Genomic DNA, 18,671 nt, shown 5'->3' on the forward strand with positions numbered 1-18,671 from the left:
AGGTTGATAGGTTCGGGGTGGAAGCACAGCAATGTGTGGAGCTGACGAATACTAATCGGTCGAGGGCTTATCCTAAAGTCTTAAGAGTTACACTTTCGCATCCAGTTTTCAGGGCGCAATGCTCTGATCTTACAGTATTCCTACGGACTGTAAGTGACACTAGTAGGACAAGCGTGGCGGTGTAGCTCAGCTGGCTAGAGCGTACGGTTCATACCCGTGAGGTCGGGGGTTCGATCCCCTTCGCCGCTACCATATATCAGGAGGCTTAGCTCAGCTGGGAGAGCATCTGCCTTACAAGCAGAGGGTCGGGGGTTCGATCCCCTCAGCCTCCACCATATATGTTTTTGCAATAATTCATGGAGCTGTGGTGTAGAGGCCTAACATGCCTGCCTGTCACGCAGGAGACCGCGGGTTCGAATCCCGTCAGCTCCGCCATTTTTTTTGTCCATAATGCAAGGCTCGGTAGCTCAGTTGGTAGAGCAGAGGACTGAAAATCCTCGTGTCGGCGGTTCGATTCCGTCCCGAGCCACCATTTGCTTTTGGAGGGTTAGCGAAGTGGCCAAACGCGGGAGACTGTAAATCTCTTCCTAACGGTTCGGTGGTTCGAATCCATCACCCTCCACCACTTCTCATTATTGAGAGCCATTAGCTCAGTTGGTAGAGCACCTGACTTTTAATCAGGGTGTCGAAGGTTCGAGTCCTTCATGGCTCACCATTTATTCAAACGTTCAACCCGTAGACTTCGGTCTGCGGGTTTTTTAATGCTTTATACAGCAAATACAGAAAGCCTGAGGGATACATATCCATCAGGCTTATTTTCATTGATTATTTAATTTTGCGAATACGTAGTTCTTCAACAATCTCGGCCACGGAAGCATCCAGGCGTTGTTTAAGGTCTTCATTCAGTTCAAACTGCGATTCGCCTACGCCGGCATCGATACGTGCGATTTGCGAGTCAATGGCATAAACGCCGCTGCCGAAATGCTTGGCATTAAGCGACGAAAGAACAGGCTTAAGCGCATAGTCGATCGAGAGCAAGTGGGCAATAGTACCGCCGATGAACAGAGGAGTAACGAATTTATCGGTAAGCCCTTTTTGCGGGAGCAGGTCCAGGAAGGTCTTAAGTACGCCGGTGAAGGATGCTTTGTACACCGGGCTTGCAATGATAACAACGTCTGCAGCCTCAACAATGGCAGCTGCTTCAACAATGGCCGGGCTATCGAAACGCGCATGGATAAGGTCCTCAGCTGGAAGAGAGGCCACCGTAATATGGTTGAAGGATATGCCTTTTTCCGACAGATGCGATTCCACATATTGCGTAATACCTGCTAAACGGGATCCGGGATTAGGGCTTCCGGACAAAATAACAACTTGAGACATCTTATCCACTCCTTAATTATATAAATTCCGATATGTAAACTATGGATTAATCCTAACATGAGAATTTCCAGTCGTCAAACACATTATAACGCTGCCGGGAAAGATTTTAATCATTTTTTTCCTCATGGTAGGGAACAATGTTGAAAGCTATAACAATTGATGTGACAGACGAAGGGGAACATTCGAATGACGTACTGGCTGGCTGTAGGTATGAGCGCTGTTCTGACGATTGTTTTTGTACCCGTTATGCAGAAGATAGCACTTAAATACGGAATTGTAGACCGGCCGAATTGGCGCAAAATTCATAATCGACCTATTCCTCTAATGGGTGGAGCTGCATTGTATGTGGCATGCGTGGCTACGATTATTGCTTTTCAGGGTATAACGCCACTGAGTTTAAGCATTACGGTCGGCGGGGCTCTGCTTGTATGCATCGGACTCATGGACGATGCTTCCAAGTCGAAGGGAAAGGATTTTCCGATCTGGCCTAGGGTCATTATTTATTTGGGCGTATCGATGATTCCGCTGTTTTTCGGCATACATATGGACGGCATCATGAATCCGGCTAATGGCCACTTTGTCGGCTTCCCGGTGTGGTTTGACGCGCTTGGTACGATCATTTGGGTATTTGCCCTTATTAACATGATCAACTTCATTGACGGTGTTGACGGACTTGCCTCCGGAGTATGCACGCTTTCCTCCATGACTTTGTTTGTTACCGCCCTCATTAAAGGACAAGGGGATATTGGAGTAACAGCAATCATTATCGGCGGTGCCTGTATCGGCTTCCTGATCTATAACTTCCATCCTGCCCGGATTTTTATGGGGGATGCCGGAGCAACGTTCCTGGGTTATACGCTTGCTGTTATCGCCATCGATGGCGCATTCAAGAAAGCAACCTTTATCACGATACTCGTTCCGTTGCTTGCTCTAGGCCTGCCTATTCTGGACACGGTAATCGTAATGCTCCGCAGGCTCGCTACCGGGAAGGGGCTGCATCAGGCGGATAAGCTGCATACCCATCATGCCTTGATGCGCTGGGGGCTGACACAGGTGCAGACCGTCTCCTTTATGTATTTGATTGCAGCGCTCTTCTCTTTGCTCTCGATCCTGCTGCTCGTAATGAAAGGCTGAACCAAGCAGTGGTTTTGTGTTACAATGACGAAAAATAAAGCGTCATTCTTGGAGCTGGAGATTGGAGTAATGTAAAATGAGCACGACAGATTGGTTAACCCCGCTGCAGCACATTTTGAACTGTCAGGTTCGGTTCATTACGTTCTCATTATCGGACTGGAAGGGCCTTGTGCAGCAAGCGGATACAAGCTGGGCTTACGACGATAACCGCGATAAGATATCGGAAGGCAATCGCGCAGCGAATAACGGAAGGACATGGATTGTTGTAAAAGTGTCGGGCAATGCGGTGGAAACATTAGAAATCGATGGGGAGCTGAAGCAGGCAGAGGCGGAGTTAATTACTTGGACCCTGCAATTGAATCAAGCTCTACAGCTGGCCCCCAAGCCGAGTACTCTTTCCGAAAGCGAATCATTCGCCTTAAAGCTTAGCGAGTGGATTCAGCAGCAGCTTGAATCGGAGGAGCCTTCGTATTCGATTCCCGATCATCTGACGGCCGGCGGCAAGCTGTTCGCAGAGATGATTCCTTTCTTATTAGTAACGGAATACACCAACGGCAAGCAGGCATCCTACCCGGAGCTTGAGAAGCTTCTGCGCTCATTCCTTGCCGAGGATATTCTGCTTATCCCGTTAAAAAATCAAGAATGGCTGATCTGGGGACCTGTCTCCCTATTAAAAGAAGCCGACAGCGAATTTATGGACGATGAAGACGAAGAAACGGTTGAGGACAGTTTGACTTCTATCTGTCATGGCTTGCATGAGATGCTGGCAAGCGAATGGATCGGCGAATGCCATCTGGCCGTTGCGCATCCGGTAAGTCCGGCCAAAGGGATCGTGGAGACAACCGTACTGCTTCGAGAGACGATTAACCTCGGCCGCAAGTTCCATGTAGGGACAAGCATTCATCTTCCGTGGATGCTGCAGCTGGAGAGACTGCTTAACGCTATTCCGGAGGTTCAGCGCTCAAGATACCTGGAGCACGCGCTTAAACGCACAGAGCTTTTTGTCGAGGCGGAGATGCTTGCAACCCTGGAGACCTTTTTCTCGCTTGACTGCAATGTCAGCGAAACCGCAAAGAAACTTTATATTCACCGGAATACGTTATTATATCGTTTAGATAAGCTGAAACAGGAAACCGGATTGGATGTCCGTCAGTTCCGAGATGCTGTTTTAGTCAAAATAATTTTACTATTGTACAAAGTTACGAAAAGGAATTAGTTTTTTTGTAAAGTATGTGCATAGTCACAAACGGGCCTGTGAGATAAGATATACCCATAAGAAATTTTCTTTTAGGGGGACATTCAAATGGCAGGCGTACGTTTAGAAGGCATTTACAAAAAATACCCGGGTTCCGACAAAGCTTCGGTAACTGATGTTAACCTTGACATTAAGGACAAAGAGTTTCTGGTACTGGTAGGACCTTCCGGCTGTGGTAAATCGACAACTCTTCGTATGATCGCAGGTCTTGAAGAAATCTCCGAAGGTAAGCTGTACATCGGCGACCGCGTCGTAAACGACGTAGCACCGAAAGACCGCGACATCGCGATGGTATTCCAATCCTACGCGTTGTACCCGCACATGAACGTTTATCAAAACATGGCGTTCGGTCTTAAACTTCGTAAATTCAAAAAAGCAGACATCGACAAACGCGTTCGTGAAGCTGCTAAAATTCTTGATATCGAGCATTTGCTGGATCGTAAACCAAAAGCTCTCTCCGGCGGTCAACGTCAACGTGTAGCTTTGGGACGCGCTATCGTTCGTGAACCACAAGTATTCTTGATGGACGAACCACTCTCCAACTTGGACGCTAAACTTCGCGGTCAAATGCGTGCTGAGATCAGCAAGCTGACTAAACGTCTTGAAACAACTACAATCTACGTAACGCATGACCAGATCGAAGCAATGACAATGGGTGACCGTATCGTTGTTATGAAAGACGGTTTCATTCAACAAACAGCTTCTCCTGAAGAGCTGTACAACCACCCGGTAAACATCTTCGTAGCTGGCTTTATCGGCGCTCCTTCGATGAACTTCATCACAGGTACGCTGACTGATCAAGGCGGTACACTGAAATTCAAAACAACTGGCGTTGACGTTGTTGTGCCTGAAGGCAAAGCAGCTACTCTTCGCTCCAAAGGTTACATCGGCAAAGAAGTAATCCTGGGCATTCGTCCGGAAGATCTTCACGAAGAGCCAGTGTTCCTGGAAGCTTCCGCTAACACAATCGTTAATGCTAACGTTGAGGTAGCTGAAAACCTGGGTCACGAAATGTACCTGTACCTGAACGGTATCGGTTCCGACACAGTAATCGCTCGCGTTGACGGCCGTTCGACTCTGCGTGACGGTTCCACTGTTAAGCTTGCTCTGGACATGAACAAAGTTCATATGTTCGACAAAGAGTCCGAGCTGAACATTTTCGAGAACTAATTCTTACTTTTACAACAAGGTCGTCCCCCTTTGGGGGGGCGGCCTTTTTCACCTCTATTGGGTCTGTTCATTATAGGACAGTCCAATAGAGGTTTTTTGCATTGTTCAAAAATAAAAAAACCGAAATAGACATTCAAGCGTCTAATACATAACGAAACATGTGAATTGGAATGGGAGGGACTATGGACAGAGATGAATATGCGGCGGCAGCAATAAAAGGAGACGACGATGCGCTTATTGCACGTATTCAAATGGATCAGAGCCGCCTCTACGGCATTGCTTATTCTTATATGCGTAATGAGACCGATGCGCTTGAGGCCATCCAGGAAACCACCGTCCGGGTATGGAATAAACGTCGATCCCTACGGGACCCGAAGGTTTTTACGACTTGGGTTACGAGGATTCTTATCCGAGTGTGTCTCGATGAGCGTAAAAAACGGTTCCGTGAACGCCCACTACGCAACGAACTTTTGGAACGAGATGCTCAAACGGCTGATGAGCATGGCATTGATCGATTGGATATGGCGGTTCAGTTGCAAAAGCTGCCTTCCAAATACCGAATGGTCATTGTACTGAAGTACTACCGGGATATGACGATTACGGAGGTTGCCGAACTGCTAGAGAAGCCGGACGGAACGATTCGGACATGGCTTCATCAAGCTCTGAAGCAATTAAGGGCAAATAACGCATACGGCAAGGAGGGGATGAAGGTTGAGTGGGAGTAAGCCGGAGCTTGAACAGGGATTGGATCAGCTTTTACAGGGGGATAAGGCGGCGGTACAACGGATATTAGACGAGGCTACGGATGAATCCTTTGCTGCAGCGGTTAGACTGGGCGTGCAGAAAGGACGAGTACAGCTAAAGAGAAGGAAAAGAAGCAGACTGACGCTACAGATGGCGGCAGCGGCAGCCTGTGCATTGGTTCTTCTTACTGCTTGTATCCGGGTATCCCCTGCTTTTGCGGAGCTGATGCGCGAGATACCGGGTTTGAATGGAGTTGTTGAGTTAATCCAAGGGGATTCCACGCTGACAAGCGCAATGAACCATGAGTTTATTCAGCCGGTCAACAAATCAGTTAGCAAGAATGGTTATACGCTGAAGGTGGATGGCATTATGGCCGATCAGCAGCGGATTGTCATTTTTTATACCGCTGAGGGGCCGGAGATTAGTAAAGATGCTTCTGGAACGGAATACAAAATCGCTGACGGTAATGGGAGTCCATTAGAAGCCATGATAGGAAGCAATTATTACAGTATCGGAAAGACCGAGACACAACCGGATACTGCGAATAGTATCCATGACATGATTGATATTATGTTGGTGGACGGCGTTCCTGTCCCGAGCGAAATCCAGTTTAGCCTGAAGCTCGGCGGTGAATGGCATGAAGTAGATATTACAGTGGATCGGAGCCGATTTGAGCAATTAAGGGAAGACATCACATTAAATAAGAGCATTGATATAGGCGGACAAAAATTCATCATTGAAAAAGCACTTGTTACACCGTTACAAGCATCTGTAACGATCCGGAAAGTACCGGATTCACGAATGCGCGCCAATCATTTTATTCAATTAGCTCTCGTTGATGAAAAGGGGCGCCGCTGGGAGACAAAAGGCGGTTTCGGGATGCTGGACGATGATACTACTACGCTTACGTTCCAGAGTAATTATTTTGAGAAGCCGCAGCATCTTCGCCTGGTAGCGGATGGACTGCTTCTTTCGCCAAAAGGACAGAAGTTCGTTATTAATACAGAAACCGGAGAAACATTGGAAACACCGGATGACCGAATCCAATTAACGAGCGTAAAGGCAACCACTTCAGGGATCAAATTATCAATTGAAGCAAAGCGTTTAAGTAAGCCGGAACAGGGGTATGGTTATTGGCTGCTTAATTACAAGGCGACATTTCATGACGCAACGGGTGAGGAGTTTATGTTAAAAGAAGGTGATGGCATACAAAGCAGTTCGAGAGGGGATGTTGATGGGTCGGGGGGAACATACGAAGCTTACTACACTATTCCAGACAAACCGTATAAACAGCCGTTAACTTTTGAACTGTATCAATACCCGGGATATGTCGAACAACCCGTGAACGTGGCTATAAAATGACGAATAGCGCTGAGCGACGGAGAAACGTTGCGTTCGGCGCTTTTTTCCTTTACGATGAAGCTATTGGTAAAGGATTACACCCTTCATATAACTTAATTGGGAACGCAAGTGAGGAGGCCGTTCGATGGCTAAGAAAGTAAAAGTATCGGAGCTAGTACAACATTTCTCGATGGAGATCGTATCCGGCGAAGACGGCTTGAAGCGTTCAATTCTGGTTGACGATCTGTATCGCCCGGGTCTAGAGATGGCAGGGTATTTCGACTATCATCCGCATGAGCGGGTGCAGCTGCTCGGCAAGACGGAGCTTACTTTCCTCAGCACGCTGACAAGCGAAGAACGCAGAAGCCGCTTTGAACAGCTGTGTCACGAGAATACGCCGTGTATTATTTTGACTCGGGGACTCGAGGCACCTGATGAGCTGGTCGAGTACTCCAACATGACGCAAATCGCAGTGCTTCGCAGTAACGTGGCGACAACGATCCTGCAGAGCCGGATTACGGACTTCCTGGAGAAAAAGCTTGCTCCAACCGCAACGATTCACGGCGTTCTGGTAGACGTATACGGCGTAGGCATGCTTATTACGGGCGGAAGCGGCATCGGTAAAAGCGAAACGGCGCTTGAGTTGGTCAAACGCGGCCATCGCCTTGTTGCCGATGATGCGGTAGAAATTCGCCAGACATCCGACGGGCAGCTGTTCGGCAGCGCGCCGGAGCTGATTCGCCATCTGCTTGAGATTCGGGGCTTGGGTATCATCAACGTGATGACGCTGTTTGGTGCAGGTGCAGTACGGACTAGTAAACGGATTACGCTTGTTATCAAGCTCGAGAACTGGCAGCAGGACAAACAGTATGACCGTCTTGGCCTGGATGAAGAGAAGACAAGAATCATTGATACGGATGTACCGCTCGTAACGGTGCCGGTTCGCCCCGGCCGAAATCTGGCAGTCATTATCGAAGTTGCGGCCATGAACTTCCGTCTGAAGCGGATGGGCTATAACGCCGCTCTGCAATTTACGAATAAGCTGACCGAGACGATTGCCGAAGATACGGATGATTTCGATTGATCGCTTGAGTAAAGGCAAAGCAGAATAGACCTATTATAGAAGGAGTACGGAACAATGAATCTGTTAATTGATCCAACGGCATTTTCCATCGGGGACATTCATGTGCGTTGGTACGGGATCATACTCGGTACGGCGGCTCTGGTTGGCTTGCTGCTCGCCGTACAGGAAGGGAAAAGATTCGGCATTAAGCCGGAGTTTTTCATGGATCTTCTGCTGCTTGGCGTGCCGTCGGCCGTGATCTGCGCGAGAATTTATTATGTGGCGTTCACTTGGGATGAGTACAAGAACAATTTCGTGGACGTATTTAAAATCTGGAATGGCGGGATTGCCATTTACGGCGCCTTGATCGGAGCTTTTCTGTGCGGGTTTTTCTATTTCCGTTATAAAGGATATTCGTTCTGGCGGATGGTAGATATATGCGCGCCCGGACTGCTTGCCGGCCAAATGATTGGCCGTTGGGGCAACTTCATGAATCAGGAGGCCTACGGCGGTCCGGTAGACGAGAGCTTCCTGCGGAATACGCTGCACCTGCCTGATTTCATCGTGAAGCAAATGTATGTCGCCAGTGAAGGCGTCTATCACCACCCTGCCTTTTTGTACGAATCGCTGTGGAGCCTGGTAGGCATTATTATTCTGCTTGTCATCCGCCGTCAGAAATTCCTTCGTGCCGGTGAACTTGTAGCGATCTATTTCATCTGGTACTCGATCGGACGGTTCTTCATTGAAGGCATGCGTACGGACAGCTTGGCTTTCCAGGGTCCGGGAGCACTAGGTTCCCTTATGGATGCTCTGTGGACGCCAATGACTTGGTTCGGTTTCGAACAAGGCTTCCTTGATCCGGCGTATGGCGATGTACGGATCTCGCAATTGCTTGCGGTGCTGCTCGTTATTGCGGCAGTTATCTTTATCGTTGTCCGCCGAGTAAATGGATGGGCAACCGTCCGTTACAACGATCCGATTGTTTCCACGAAGGAAACATCGGCGCCTGTATCCGACGCAAAAACGGACAACCTGTAAGTCTTAACAGCAGTAGGAGTGAAGCTAGCATGACGAGCAATATCAAAACGATGCTATTCGATCTGGATGGCACGATTATGGATACGAACGAGCTGATTATCCGCTCTTTTATGGAATCGCTGAAAGGTCTGGTATCCGAGGACTTCGGGAGAGAGCATATTATTCCGAGCATGGGTCTTACGCTTGAAGCGCAATTTCAGAACTTTACGGGTCTTACGGATGTCGGGCATCTGATAAAGGCATACCGTACGGTAAATACAAAGCTTCATGACGAGCTGCTACGGCCATTCCCTTACACGAACGAGGTCATGAAGAACTTGCATGAGCAAGGTATTCGGATTGGCGTTGTTACAACCAAGATCCGGATGTCGACGGAACGGGGAATGAAGTTTTGCGGGCTGTACGATTATGTCGACGCGTTTGTTACGGTGGACGATGTCGCTAATCCGAAGCCGCATCCGGAGCCGGTTCTTATGGCTTTGGAGATGCTGAACGCGGACCCGGCCACAACGATTATGATCGGCGACAGCGCCGTCGACATGATCTCCGCCAAGGAAGCGGGCGTTATTCCCGTTGGCGTAGCCTGGTCGCTTAAGGGCGGAGAGCTGCTGAAGGAGAACGGAGCGCAGTATATCATCGATGATATGCGCGAGTTGTACGCATTCGCGGGAATGGAGCGATAGCCTTGTGCGGAACGTGGAGCGTTATCCGGTAGAGGGCCCTAATGCCCTATGGCAGATGTACCGAACGGTTAGCCGGTTTAAGGCGGTTCGTAATTTTATCGCTATCCAGGCGGCACGCTACTGTCCGGAACTGACGGTGAAGAATTGGATCTACCGCAATATTCTCGGCATGAAGGTTGGGAAGCAGACGGCTTTCGCGCTGATGGTGATGGTAGATGTTTTCTTTCCGGAGCGGATTGAGGTCGGGGACAATACGATAATCGGCTACAATACAACGATTTTGACCCATGAATATTTAATTAAGGAATACCGGCTCGGCACTGTGAAGATTGGCTCGAATGTAATGATTGGCGCCAACTCCACGATCTTGCCCGGTGTGACGATTGGGGATAATGCCGTTATTGCAGCGGGATCGGTTGTTCATAAAGATGTACCTGCGAATACGTTTGTAGGCGGCAATCCGATTCGGGAGATCAGGCGGACGGACGCCGGAGAGCACAAGGATGAAGATAAGCGGGTCATGCTGAGATCATAGCGGCCGGCATCGGTCCAAAGGGGAAAAGCCTCACTATTCGCATCTCTTGAGAGAGCGGATAGCGGGGCTTTCTTGCTGGATATTTCGTTTGGAGGACGTATCCAGCTATCTTGAATTCTAAGCGTTTAAAAGTTCTCTTATAAACACGGCTTAGAATTCTCCGGATTTAAACGCGCTCTTCCACCTTAGGATGGTGGAGCCGGTTCGCCTTGACGGAAGTCGATGTTCATGCTAATATTACGACTAACATTTTATTTTGGTAGCATGGTAACATGGTAGCACTTTAATACATTAAAGTATCTGAAGGTGAGTAGAAATGTCCAAACCTAAAGTTTTTGAGAAGCCGATTGGCGTAAAAGATTATCTCCCCGGCGCGGTAGCGAAGCTCCGCCATATTGAACGCGATGTGCTGGCCTGCATGAAAGGCTGGGGCTACGAACAAATTATTACTCCAACAATGGAATACTACGACACAGTGGGCGTCGCGAGCTCGACATCGGATCAGAAGCTGTTCAAGCTGCTTAATAACCGGGGTACAACTCTTGTGCTGCGTTCGGATATGACAGCTCCGATTGCGCGCGTTGTATCCTCGCTGCTGAAGGAATCGCAATTCCCCCTTCGTTTGTCCTATCACGGCAACGTATTCCGTTCGATTGAAGAGGAGTCGGGGCGCGAGGCGGAGTTCTTCCAGACGGGGGTAGAGCTCGTTGGCGATGCGTCCGCGGAAGCCGATGCGGAAGTGGTGGCACTGGCTATCGCTTCGCTTAAGGCGGCAGGCGTAGACCGGTTCAAAATCGCAATCGGCCATGTCGGCTTCTTGAACGGGTTGTTCGAAGAGACGCTGGCAGGACGCGAGGAAGCACAGGAGCAGCTGAAATCCTGTCTCTTGAACCGCGATTATGTCGGATACCGGGAAAGCCTTCGCGGGCTTAAGCTGGAAGAGCCGGTTCAACGCGAGCTGGAAGGAATTCTTCGTCTGCGCGGCGGCCAGGAGATCTGCGAGCAGGCGCTGCAGCTAAGCGCTGATGCGACTGCCCAGGAGTCGATCCGCCATCTATGCGAGATCTGGGATGTGCTGAAGGCATACGGCGTTTGCGAGCATGTACTGATCGATCTAACGATGATTGGCGATTTCTCCTACTATACCGGCATGACGTTTGAGGGTTATGCGGCGGATCTTGGCTTCCCTGTGGCAAGCGGCGGACGCTACGACAATCTGCTCAGCCAATTCGGACGTCCGGCACCGGCTACGGGCTTCGCGCTGAAGACAACGCGTATTCTGGAGCTGGTAGGCGCTGAAGAGGACACAACGGGCACTACGCGCGTCCTGATCGGTTATGACGGCGAAGGCCGTGCAGCGGCTTTGGCGGCGGCACAGCAGCTTCGCGAGCAGGGTACAGCCGTTATTACGGAGCGTATGACAGTAGAGGATTGGAAAGAGCTTGACGCAGGTTCGTTTACTTATAAAGGCGTGGTATATACGAAGGGACTGCCGTACATCGGCGGCGTGGATAAGGCGACAGGAGGCAGCGGGCAATGAGCGAAGCGAAAAAAGACATTCTAAAGGTTGCGATGCCGAAAGGCCGCATCTATAAGCAGGCTTCAAAGCTGTTCCGTGAAGCGGGTCTGCCGATCCCAAGCGACTTCGACGATACGCGCAAGCTGATTATTGAGCTTCCGGAAGTAGGCATGGAGTTTATTATGGCAAAGCCGGTTGACGTACCGACTTACGTGGAGTATGGCGTAGCCGATATCGGGATTGTAGGCAAGGACGTGCTCATGGAGGAAAATAAGGACGTCTACGAGCTTCTGGATCTGGGTATCGCGAAATGCCGCATGTCCGTTATCGGATTAGCGGATTGGAAGCCGGTTATTAATCCGCGGGTTGCAACCAAGTATCCGAACGTGGCGTCGCAATACTTCCGCGAGCTGGGTCAACAGGTGGAAGTCATTAAGCTGAACGGCTCGATCGAGCTGGCTCCGCTTATCGGTCTGGCTGACCGCATCGTTGACATGGTGGAAACGGGTCAGACGCTGCGCGAGAACGGGCTGGTCGAGATGGAGCCGATATTCCCGATTACAAGCCGTCTGATCGCGAACCGCGTCAGCTACCGGATGAAGAACGAAGCGATTCAAAGCTTGTGCGACCGCCTGCAGGATACGATTGCGGCTAAGGTCTAACACGCTGGATATAAGGGATAAAGGTGAGGAAGGGGACGATAGCTTATGCGGATAATGAAGGCGGAGCAGTTTGGGCTGCAGCGCGAGGTGGAGTACGGATCGCCGGAGCAAAATGAAACGGTCCGTCAGATCGTCGAAGCGATCAAGGCGGAGGGGGACTCGGCGCTGCTGCGTTATACGGAACAGCTGGACCGCGTCCGAATTGACGCGTCGTCGCTTCGCGTGACGCAGGAGGAGATCAACGCGGCGTATGAGAAGGTAGACGCCGCGTTCCTCACGGCGATCCGCGAGGCAGCCGTGAACATTCGCGTATTCCACGAGAAGCAGATGCGTAACTCGTGGATGGATCTGCAGCCGGACGGTACAATGCTCGGGCAAATTCTCCGGCCGCTGAAGCGGGTCGGCGTATACGTGCCCGGCGGCAAGGCGGCGTACCCGTCGTCCGTGCTGATGAACGTCATTCCGGCGCAAGTAGCCGGCGTGCCGGAAATTGTAATGGTGACACCGCCTGCAACCGGCGGCAAGGAAGGCATCGACCCGTATATTCTCGTAGCCGCTGCGGAAGCTGGCGTGAAGGAAATGTACCGGGTCGGCGGCGCGCAAGCGATTGCCGCACTCGCTTACGGCACGGCAACGATTGCTCCGGTCGATAAGATTTGCGGACCGGGCAACATCTATGTCGCGCTGGCGAAGCGGACGGTATTCGGCGCCGTTGACATCGACAGCATTGCAGGCCCAAGCGAGATTGTCGTGCTGGCCGACGAAGGCGCCAATGCCTCGTATATCGCGGCCGACCTGCTGTCGCAGGCGGAGCATGACGAGATGGCTTCGGCAATCCTCGTAACGCCTTCGGAGACGCTTGCGGAAGCGGTAGCCGCCGAGGTGGAACGTCAGCTTGCCACCCTGCCGCGCGAAGCGATCGCGCGGGCATCCATCGACAGCTATGGCGCTGTTCTGCTCGTGGAATCGATCAAAGCAGGCATTGACGTCGTAAACAAGCTGGCACCGGAGCACTTGGAAGTACTGACGGCCGATCCGATGAGCCTCCTTGGCTTGATCGAGAATGCCGGCGCGATTTTCCTCGGACCTTACAGCTCGGAACCGGTTGGCGATTATTTTGCCGGACCTAACCATATCATCCCGACGAACGGAACCGCGCGGTTCTCCTCGCCGGTGAACGTGGACGATTTCCTGAAGAAGTCGAGTCTGATCTACTACAGCAAGGATGCTCTGCTGAAGAACGGCAACAGCATTATGACGCTTGCGCGTCATGAAGGGCTGGAGGCGCATGCCCGCGCCATTCAGATCCGTTTGGAGCAGGAAGGCAATTAATAGGCAGCAGTCATAACCATTCATAATAGAAAGAAGGAATTGCAAGTGACGGATACAAAGCGGAAAGCGGAAATTGCACGCAAAACCAATGAAACGGACATCAAGCTGAGCTTTGCGGTTGACGGCAGCGGCGAAGCGAAACTCGAGACGGACGTTCCGTTCCTGAACCATATGCTTGACCTGTTTACTAAGCACGGCCAATTCGACCTTACCGTGGAAGCGCGCGGCGATATCGACATCGACGATCACCACACGGTTGAGGATATCGGCATCTGCCTCGGCCAAACCCTGCGCGAAGCGCTGGGCGACAAACGCGGCATCAAGCGTTACGCGAGCGTATTCGTACCGATGGATGAGGCGCTGGCTCAAGTCATTATCGACGTCAGCAACCGTCCGCACTTTGAATACCGAGCGGAATATCCTTCGGCGCAAGTGGGCAGCTTCGAGACGGAGCTGGTTCACGAGTTCCTGTGGAAGCTTGCGCTGGAAGCGCGTATCACGCTGCACGTCATCGTTCACTACGGCAAAAACACGCATCATATGATCGAAGCGGTGTTCAAAGCCCTGGGACGCGCGATCGACGAAGCAACTACCATCGATCCTCGTGTACAAGGAGTGCCTTCAACGAAAGGAGTGCTGTAGCATGATCGCGATCATCGATTACGGCATGGGCAATCTGCACAGCGTAAGCAAAGCTGTGGAGCGTCTTGGGTACGAAGCGGTTGTAACGGCTGATCCAGCCGTTATCGCGGCTGCGGACGGAGCGATCCTCCCGGGCGTTGGCGCGTTTGGAGACGCGATGGAAAATCTTCGCGAGACGCGGCTGGACGAAGTGACCAAGGCTTATGCGGCATCAGGCAAGCCGCTCCTTGGTATTTGCCTCGGCATGCAGCTCTTGTTCAGCCAAAGCGAGGAGCATGGCGTAAACGAGGGCTTAAATCTACTTCCGGGCAAGGTTATCCGCTTCCAAGGCGATTACAAGGTGCCTCATATGGGCTGGAATAAGCTGAGCTTCCTGCAGTCGGAAAGCCCGCTGTTCAAAGATCTCGAGGAAGGCCACGTCTACTTCGTACACTCCTTCCACGCGAAACCCGAGGTCGCCAGCGACCTTCTGGCAACAACGGATTACTATCAGCAGGTAACGGCTATTGTCGGCCGCGACAACGTATACGGCATGCAATTCCATCCGGAGAAAAGCAGTGACCTTGGCATCAAGCTGCTTGGCAACTTCCTTGCTTTGACGGGAAGCCCGGTAACGCAGCGATAAATAGATCGGTTTTTTAAAAGCAAGAACGAGAGGGGAGCGTGCACGAGATGCTGGCGAAACGTATTATTCCATGTCTGGACGTGAAGGACGGACGGGTTGTCAAAGGAGTCAACTTCGTGAACCTGCGCGATGCGGGGGATCCGGTTGAGCTTGCGTCCACTTACGATCAGGAGGGCGCCGACGAGCTGGTTTTCCTCGATATTTCGGCTTCGGTCGAAGGCCGTGCCACAATGATTGAGGTCGTAAAGCGGACGGCCGGAGAAATTACGATTCCGTTTACGGTTGGCGGCGGGATCTCCCATGTTGACGATATGAAGCGGATCCTGCGTGCAGGCGCGGACAAAATCGCGATCAACACGGCGGCGGTTCTGAATCCTTCCCTTGTCAGCGACGGTGCCCGTAAATTCGGCTCGCAATGCATTGTTGTAGCCATTGACGCGAAGTACAACGAAGCTTGGGGCGAGTGGGAAGTATTCACGCATGGCGGCCGCAAGGAGACGGGCATTAAGGTGCTGGAGTGGGCGCGCGAAATCGAACGCCTCGGCGCAGGCGAGATTCTGCTGACTAGCATGGATGCGGACGGCACGAAGGACGGATTTGATCTGAAGCTGACCCGTGCGGTATCGGATTCGGTCGGCATTCCGGTCATTGCATCCGGCGGAGCGGGACGGATCGAGCATTTCTCCGATGTGTTCGAGGAAGGCCACGCGGATGCGGGCCTTGCCGCGACGATTTTCCACTACAAAGAAATGACGATCCGCGAAGTGAAGGATGATCTCAGGCAGAAAGGCGTGGAAGTGCGATGATGAAGCAACTGGCAGAGCTTATCAAGTGGAGCGAGGATGGACTTGTTCCGGCTATCGTGCAGGACGCGCAGAGCAAGGAAGTGCTGATGCTGGCCTACATGAACAAGGAGTCCTTGAAGCTGTCGGCGGAGTCTGGAGTAACCTGGTTCTGGAGCCGTTCCCGCAATGAGCTGTGGAACAAGGGCGCAACCAGCGGCCATACCCAGCAGATCCGTTCGATGTCGTACGACTGCGATGCGGACACGCTGCTTGTACGCGTCGATCAGAAAGGCCCCGCTTGCCATACGGGTTCATACTCCTGCTTCTTCAACGAGATTGAAGTAGCCGGGGCCGAGAAATCTGCCGACTCTGCGAAGGCGTCCTCCAACGACCGCTTCGGCATTCTTGGCGAGCTCGAGGGCGTGATCGCGCAGCGTTACGCGGAGCGTCCGGAAGGTGCTTATACAACGTATTTGTTCGAGAAGGGTCTCGATAAAATTTTGAAAAAAGTCGGGGAAGAAGCAACCGAAGCGATTATCGCAGCCAAAAACGGCGATAACGACGAGCTTCGCTCCGAAGCAAGCGACCTGTTGTTCCATCTGCTCGTGCTTCTGCGGGAACGCGGCCTGCCTCTTGACGATGTTATGGCGGAGCTTCAAAGCCGCCACGGCAAGCCTGCGACTAACAATGCCATGAGAAGAGAACAAGCGGGTAAATAATTTTTAAGAGAAAGGCCGGTATGCCATGTTTATCGATTACCATACCCATCACGCCCGCTGCGGCCATGCTGTCGGCTCGCTGGAGGAATACGTACAGAAGGGGATAGAGATCGGTCTTGCGCAGATCGGTCTTTCTGACCATATGCCGCTGCTCCATGTGGACCCGGCGACGTATTACCCGGAAATGGCGATGCCGATGGAGGAGCTGCCGCGGTACGTGGAAGAGTGTCTAGCCCTGAAGGAGAAGTATAAAGGCCAGATTGACGTCCGCGTCGGCCTTGAAGGCGACTACATCGAGGGCCAGGAAGAAAAAATTGAAACGATCATCCATGCTTATCCGTTTGATTATGTGATCGGGTCGGTGCATTTCTTGGGAGAATGGGACATCACCGATTTCCGTCAGACCCATGGCTGGGAAGGCAAGAACCGGATGAAGGTGTACGAGCAGTATTACGATGCGGTGGCGAAAGCCGCGGCAACGGGCTTATACGACTACATCGGACATATCGATGTCATCAAACGCTTCGGCTATAAGCCCGAGGAAGACGTTACGCATCTGGAGAATGCCGCGCTTGAAGCGGTGAAGCGTCACGGCATGGCGATCGAGCTTAACGCATCGGGCCTCCGGATGCCGGTAGAAGAGATGTTTCCGAGCCGCAGAATGCTCGAATACGCCAAACAATTGAGCATTCCAATCACGATTGGGTCGGATGCGCATCAGCCAGAAAGACTGGGACAATATTTAGATCAAGCGCGTGCGGTGTTGAAAGATGTCGGTTTTTCTCAGCTGGCGACCTTTGAACGGCGAAAATTGGTATTAGTCGATTTTTGAATTATGGTAAATTAGATGTATAATGATATGGAACAAGCATGGCGCGGTATGAAAGCGTCCTGCAATTTACGAAGGCTTTGCCTTATGGCGAAGTTTAGGACTTCATGTCAAATCATTTGGTTTAAAACGCTCAGGAGGGTATCATGTTTAGCGACAAGTTGCGTATTTTTTCGGGTTCGTCCAATCCCGCATTGGCTCAAAAGATCGCCGGTGATCTGGGATTGACACTCGGCGCCATCAAAATGTCCCGTTTCAAGAGCGGGGAGATCTACGTCCACTACGAAGAGACGATTCGTAACTGCGATGTGTTCCTCGTTCAATCGTTCTCGCATCCGATCAACGAGCATTTTGTCGAATTGCTCGTCATGATTGACGCAGCGAAGCGGGCATCCGCGAAGACGATCAACATCATCATGCCGTACTACGGCTACGCGCGCCAAGAGCGCAAAGCAGCACCGCGGGAGCCGATCTCCGCGAAAATGGTGGCAGACGTTCTTACTACGGTTGGTGCAAACCGTGTCATCACGATTGACCTGCATGCGCCGGCTATCCAAGGCTTCTTCAACATTCCGGTAGACCACATGACAGCTCTTGATCTGCTCAGCGATTACCTGAAGTCGAAGAACATCGAAAACCCGGTAGTCGTATCTCCGGACGCTGGCCGTGCTTCCACGGCTGAAAAGCTTGCGAATAACCTGGACACATCGTTTGCTATTATGATCAAGAAGCGCCCTGCGCATAATGAGTCCTCGATTACTCACGTAATCGGCGACGTAGAGGGTCAAACCGCTATCATTATCGAGGACTTGATCGATACGGGCAGCACGATTGTCAACGTTGTGGAAAGCTTGAAGGAGCGCGGAGCCAAAGAAGTCTATGTATGCGCAACTCACCCGCTGTTCTCGGGCAATGCCATTGAGCGTTTGAATCATCCTCATATCAAAGAAATTATCGTAACGGATTCGATCTCTCTGCCAGAGAATCGCCCGGATAAATTCACGGTGTTGTCGGTCGCTCCGCTGCTGGCGGAAGCAACCCGCATTATCATTGAAGGCGGCTCGATCAGCACCCTCTTCAAGACAAACGGCGGGCTTTAATCGAATATGGCAATGACAAGAAAATCGCGGGCGTTTTTCCTTACGTTCGCGATTTTCCCACATATTCTTTCGTGTTAGGATAGGCATTGCTATGGTATAATCGTAGAAAATCAGT

Annotated in this window: 19 protein-coding genes and 6 tRNA genes; 24 read left to right on the top strand and 1 reads right to left on the bottom strand. The window is 51.4% G+C overall.

Annotated elements, in window-relative coordinates; all coding sequences use genetic code 11:
• Nucleotides 1–175: 175 nt before the first annotated feature.
• From WFJ73_RS32275 to WFJ73_RS32300, 6 genes are all read left to right on the top strand, one after another.
• Nucleotides 176–252: transfer RNA gene (locus tag WFJ73_RS32275), tRNA-Met, on the top strand.
• Nucleotides 253–259: 7 nt separating this feature from the next.
• Nucleotides 260–335 (top strand) — tRNA-Val (locus tag WFJ73_RS32280).
• A gap of 23 nt (nt 336–358) precedes the next feature.
• Nucleotides 359–435, top strand: a tRNA-Asp gene (locus tag WFJ73_RS32285).
• A 21-nt stretch (nt 436–456) separates the two neighbouring features.
• Nucleotides 457–532: transfer RNA gene (locus tag WFJ73_RS32290), tRNA-Phe, on the top strand.
• 9 nt (nt 533–541) lie between these two features.
• Nucleotides 542–625: transfer RNA gene (locus tag WFJ73_RS32295), tRNA-Tyr, on the top strand.
• Between the two features lie 14 nt (nt 626–639).
• A tRNA-Lys gene (locus WFJ73_RS32300) sits at nt 640–715 on the top strand.
• A 110-nt stretch (nt 716–825) separates the two neighbouring features.
• Here the strand turns inward: WFJ73_RS32300 and ssuE are convergent.
• On the bottom strand, nt 826–1,380 hold the full coding sequence (ssuE, locus tag WFJ73_RS32305; protein WP_317982266.1) for an NADPH-dependent FMN reductase: 555 nt from the start codon (nt 1,378–1,380) through the stop codon (nt 826–828).
• Between the two features lie 186 nt (nt 1,381–1,566).
• On the opposite strand from ssuE, the gene WFJ73_RS32310 reads away from it, so the two are divergent.
• The 18 genes from WFJ73_RS32310 to WFJ73_RS32395 all read left to right on the top strand — a co-directional run bounded on the left by WFJ73_RS32310 (nt 1,567) and on the right by WFJ73_RS32395 (nt 18,556).
• Nucleotides 1,567–2,514, top strand: a complete 948-nt coding sequence (locus WFJ73_RS32310) for an MraY family glycosyltransferase (protein ID WP_127498629.1) — start codon at nt 1,567–1,569, stop codon at nt 2,512–2,514.
• Nucleotides 2,515–2,590: 76 nt separating this feature from the next.
• On the top strand, nt 2,591–3,730 hold the full coding sequence (locus tag WFJ73_RS32315) for a PucR family transcriptional regulator (protein ID WP_336776870.1): 1,140 nt from the start codon (nt 2,591–2,593) through the stop codon (nt 3,728–3,730).
• An 87-nt stretch (nt 3,731–3,817) separates the two neighbouring features.
• Nucleotides 3,818–4,939, top strand: coding sequence for an ABC transporter ATP-binding protein (locus WFJ73_RS32320; protein WP_336776871.1), 1,122 nt, complete (start codon nt 3,818–3,820; stop codon nt 4,937–4,939).
• A gap of 182 nt (nt 4,940–5,121) precedes the next feature.
• Nucleotides 5,122–5,664, top strand: a complete 543-nt coding sequence (locus WFJ73_RS32325) for a sigma-70 family RNA polymerase sigma factor (protein ID WP_336776872.1) — start codon at nt 5,122–5,124, stop codon at nt 5,662–5,664.
• Nucleotides 5,651–7,045 carry a DUF4179 domain-containing protein gene (locus WFJ73_RS32330; protein ID WP_336776873.1) on the top strand — a complete coding sequence of 465 codons (1,395 nt, stop codon included), beginning with the start codon at nt 5,651–5,653 and terminating at the stop codon, nt 7,043–7,045. The genes WFJ73_RS32325 and WFJ73_RS32330 overlap by 14 nt, the downstream gene beginning before the upstream one ends.
• A 124-nt stretch (nt 7,046–7,169) precedes the next feature.
• Nucleotides 7,170–8,108, top strand: a complete 939-nt coding sequence (gene hprK, locus WFJ73_RS32335; RefSeq protein WP_336776874.1) for an HPr(Ser) kinase/phosphatase — start codon at nt 7,170–7,172, stop codon at nt 8,106–8,108.
• Nucleotides 8,109–8,162: 54 nt separating this feature from the next.
• Nucleotides 8,163–9,125 (top strand): prolipoprotein diacylglyceryl transferase, encoded by a 963-nt coding sequence (gene lgt, locus WFJ73_RS32340; protein ID WP_336776875.1) that lies wholly within the window; start codon nt 8,163–8,165, stop codon nt 9,123–9,125.
• 29 nt (nt 9,126–9,154) lie between these two features.
• Nucleotides 9,155–9,808 carry a pyrophosphatase PpaX gene (ppaX, locus tag WFJ73_RS32345; protein WP_336776876.1) on the top strand — a complete coding sequence of 218 codons (654 nt, stop codon included), beginning with the start codon at nt 9,155–9,157 and terminating at the stop codon, nt 9,806–9,808.
• 4 nt (nt 9,809–9,812) lie between these two features.
• The gene (locus WFJ73_RS32350) at nt 9,813–10,343 is read left to right on the top strand and encodes an acyltransferase (RefSeq protein WP_336776877.1); all 531 of its coding nucleotides are present in this window, start codon (nt 9,813–9,815) and stop codon (nt 10,341–10,343) included.
• A 316-nt stretch (nt 10,344–10,659) separates the two neighbouring features.
• The gene (locus WFJ73_RS32355; protein WP_336776878.1) at nt 10,660–11,883 is read left to right on the top strand and encodes an ATP phosphoribosyltransferase regulatory subunit; all 1,224 of its coding nucleotides are present in this window, start codon (nt 10,660–10,662) and stop codon (nt 11,881–11,883) included.
• Complete coding sequence (gene hisG, locus WFJ73_RS32360) at nt 11,880–12,524, top strand: ATP phosphoribosyltransferase (protein WP_012772162.1); 645 nt, start codon at nt 11,880–11,882, stop codon at nt 12,522–12,524. The genes WFJ73_RS32355 and hisG overlap by 4 nt, the downstream gene beginning before the upstream one ends.
• 45 nt (nt 12,525–12,569) lie before the next feature.
• On the top strand, nt 12,570–13,856 hold the full coding sequence (gene hisD, locus WFJ73_RS32365; RefSeq protein WP_336776879.1) for a histidinol dehydrogenase: 1,287 nt from the start codon (nt 12,570–12,572) through the stop codon (nt 13,854–13,856).
• Between the two features lie 45 nt (nt 13,857–13,901).
• Nucleotides 13,902–14,498, top strand: coding sequence for an imidazoleglycerol-phosphate dehydratase HisB (gene hisB / locus WFJ73_RS32370; protein WP_336776880.1), 597 nt, complete (start codon nt 13,902–13,904; stop codon nt 14,496–14,498).
• Nucleotide 14,499: 1 nt separating this feature from the next.
• The gene (hisH, locus tag WFJ73_RS32375; protein WP_336776881.1) at nt 14,500–15,123 is read left to right on the top strand and encodes an imidazole glycerol phosphate synthase subunit HisH; all 624 of its coding nucleotides are present in this window, start codon (nt 14,500–14,502) and stop codon (nt 15,121–15,123) included.
• 47 nt (nt 15,124–15,170) lie between these two features.
• Nucleotides 15,171–15,929, top strand: coding sequence for an imidazole glycerol phosphate synthase subunit HisF (gene hisF, locus WFJ73_RS32380; RefSeq protein WP_132313400.1), 759 nt, complete (start codon nt 15,171–15,173; stop codon nt 15,927–15,929).
• Complete coding sequence (hisIE, locus tag WFJ73_RS32385) at nt 15,926–16,627, top strand: bifunctional phosphoribosyl-AMP cyclohydrolase/phosphoribosyl-ATP diphosphatase HisIE (RefSeq protein ID WP_336776882.1); 702 nt, start codon at nt 15,926–15,928, stop codon at nt 16,625–16,627. The genes hisF and hisIE overlap by 4 nt, the downstream gene beginning before the upstream one ends.
• Before the next feature lie 25 nt (nt 16,628–16,652).
• Complete coding sequence (hisJ, locus tag WFJ73_RS32390) at nt 16,653–17,459, top strand: histidinol-phosphatase HisJ (RefSeq protein ID WP_336776883.1); 807 nt, start codon at nt 16,653–16,655, stop codon at nt 17,457–17,459.
• 143 nt (nt 17,460–17,602) lie between these two features.
• On the top strand, nt 17,603–18,556 hold the full coding sequence (locus tag WFJ73_RS32395) for a ribose-phosphate diphosphokinase (RefSeq protein WP_336776884.1): 954 nt from the start codon (nt 17,603–17,605) through the stop codon (nt 18,554–18,556).
• Nucleotides 18,557–18,671: the final 115 nt, after the last annotated feature.

Origin of the sequence: Paenibacillus sp. MMO-58 (assembly GCF_037146255.1) — a bacterium.
Taxonomy (GTDB): Bacteria; Bacillota; Bacilli; order Paenibacillales; family Paenibacillaceae; genus Pristimantibacillus.

What these genes read in the sequence shown, in the direction of transcription:
- ssuE (WP_317982266.1), bottom strand. Translation starts at nt 1,380, where the DNA reads ATGTCTCAAGTTGTTATTTTGTCCGGAAGCCCTAATCCCGGATCCCGT.
- WFJ73_RS32310 (WP_127498629.1), top strand. Translation starts at nt 1,567, where the DNA reads ATGACGTACTGGCTGGCTGTAGGTATGAGCGCTGTTCTGACGATTGTT.
- WFJ73_RS32315 (WP_336776870.1), top strand. Translation starts at nt 2,591, where the DNA reads ATGAGCACGACAGATTGGTTAACCCCGCTGCAGCACATTTTGAACTGT.
- WFJ73_RS32320 (WP_336776871.1), top strand. Translation starts at nt 3,818, where the DNA reads ATGGCAGGCGTACGTTTAGAAGGCATTTACAAAAAATACCCGGGTTCC.
- WFJ73_RS32325 (WP_336776872.1), top strand. Translation starts at nt 5,122, where the DNA reads ATGGACAGAGATGAATATGCGGCGGCAGCAATAAAAGGAGACGACGAT.
- hprK (WP_336776874.1), top strand. Translation starts at nt 7,170, where the DNA reads ATGGCTAAGAAAGTAAAAGTATCGGAGCTAGTACAACATTTCTCGATG.
- lgt (WP_336776875.1), top strand. Translation starts at nt 8,163, where the DNA reads ATGAATCTGTTAATTGATCCAACGGCATTTTCCATCGGGGACATTCAT.
- ppaX (WP_336776876.1), top strand. Translation starts at nt 9,155, where the DNA reads ATGACGAGCAATATCAAAACGATGCTATTCGATCTGGATGGCACGATT.
- WFJ73_RS32355 (WP_336776878.1), top strand. Translation starts at nt 10,660, where the DNA reads ATGTCCAAACCTAAAGTTTTTGAGAAGCCGATTGGCGTAAAAGATTAT.
- hisG (WP_012772162.1), top strand. Translation starts at nt 11,880, where the DNA reads ATGAGCGAAGCGAAAAAAGACATTCTAAAGGTTGCGATGCCGAAAGGC.
- hisD (WP_336776879.1), top strand. Translation starts at nt 12,570, where the DNA reads ATGCGGATAATGAAGGCGGAGCAGTTTGGGCTGCAGCGCGAGGTGGAG.
- hisH (WP_336776881.1), top strand. Translation starts at nt 14,500, where the DNA reads ATGATCGCGATCATCGATTACGGCATGGGCAATCTGCACAGCGTAAGC.
- hisF (WP_132313400.1), top strand. Translation starts at nt 15,171, where the DNA reads ATGCTGGCGAAACGTATTATTCCATGTCTGGACGTGAAGGACGGACGG.
- hisIE (WP_336776882.1), top strand. Translation starts at nt 15,926, where the DNA reads ATGATGAAGCAACTGGCAGAGCTTATCAAGTGGAGCGAGGATGGACTT.
- hisJ (WP_336776883.1), top strand. Translation starts at nt 16,653, where the DNA reads ATGTTTATCGATTACCATACCCATCACGCCCGCTGCGGCCATGCTGTC.
- WFJ73_RS32395 (WP_336776884.1), top strand. Translation starts at nt 17,603, where the DNA reads ATGTTTAGCGACAAGTTGCGTATTTTTTCGGGTTCGTCCAATCCCGCA.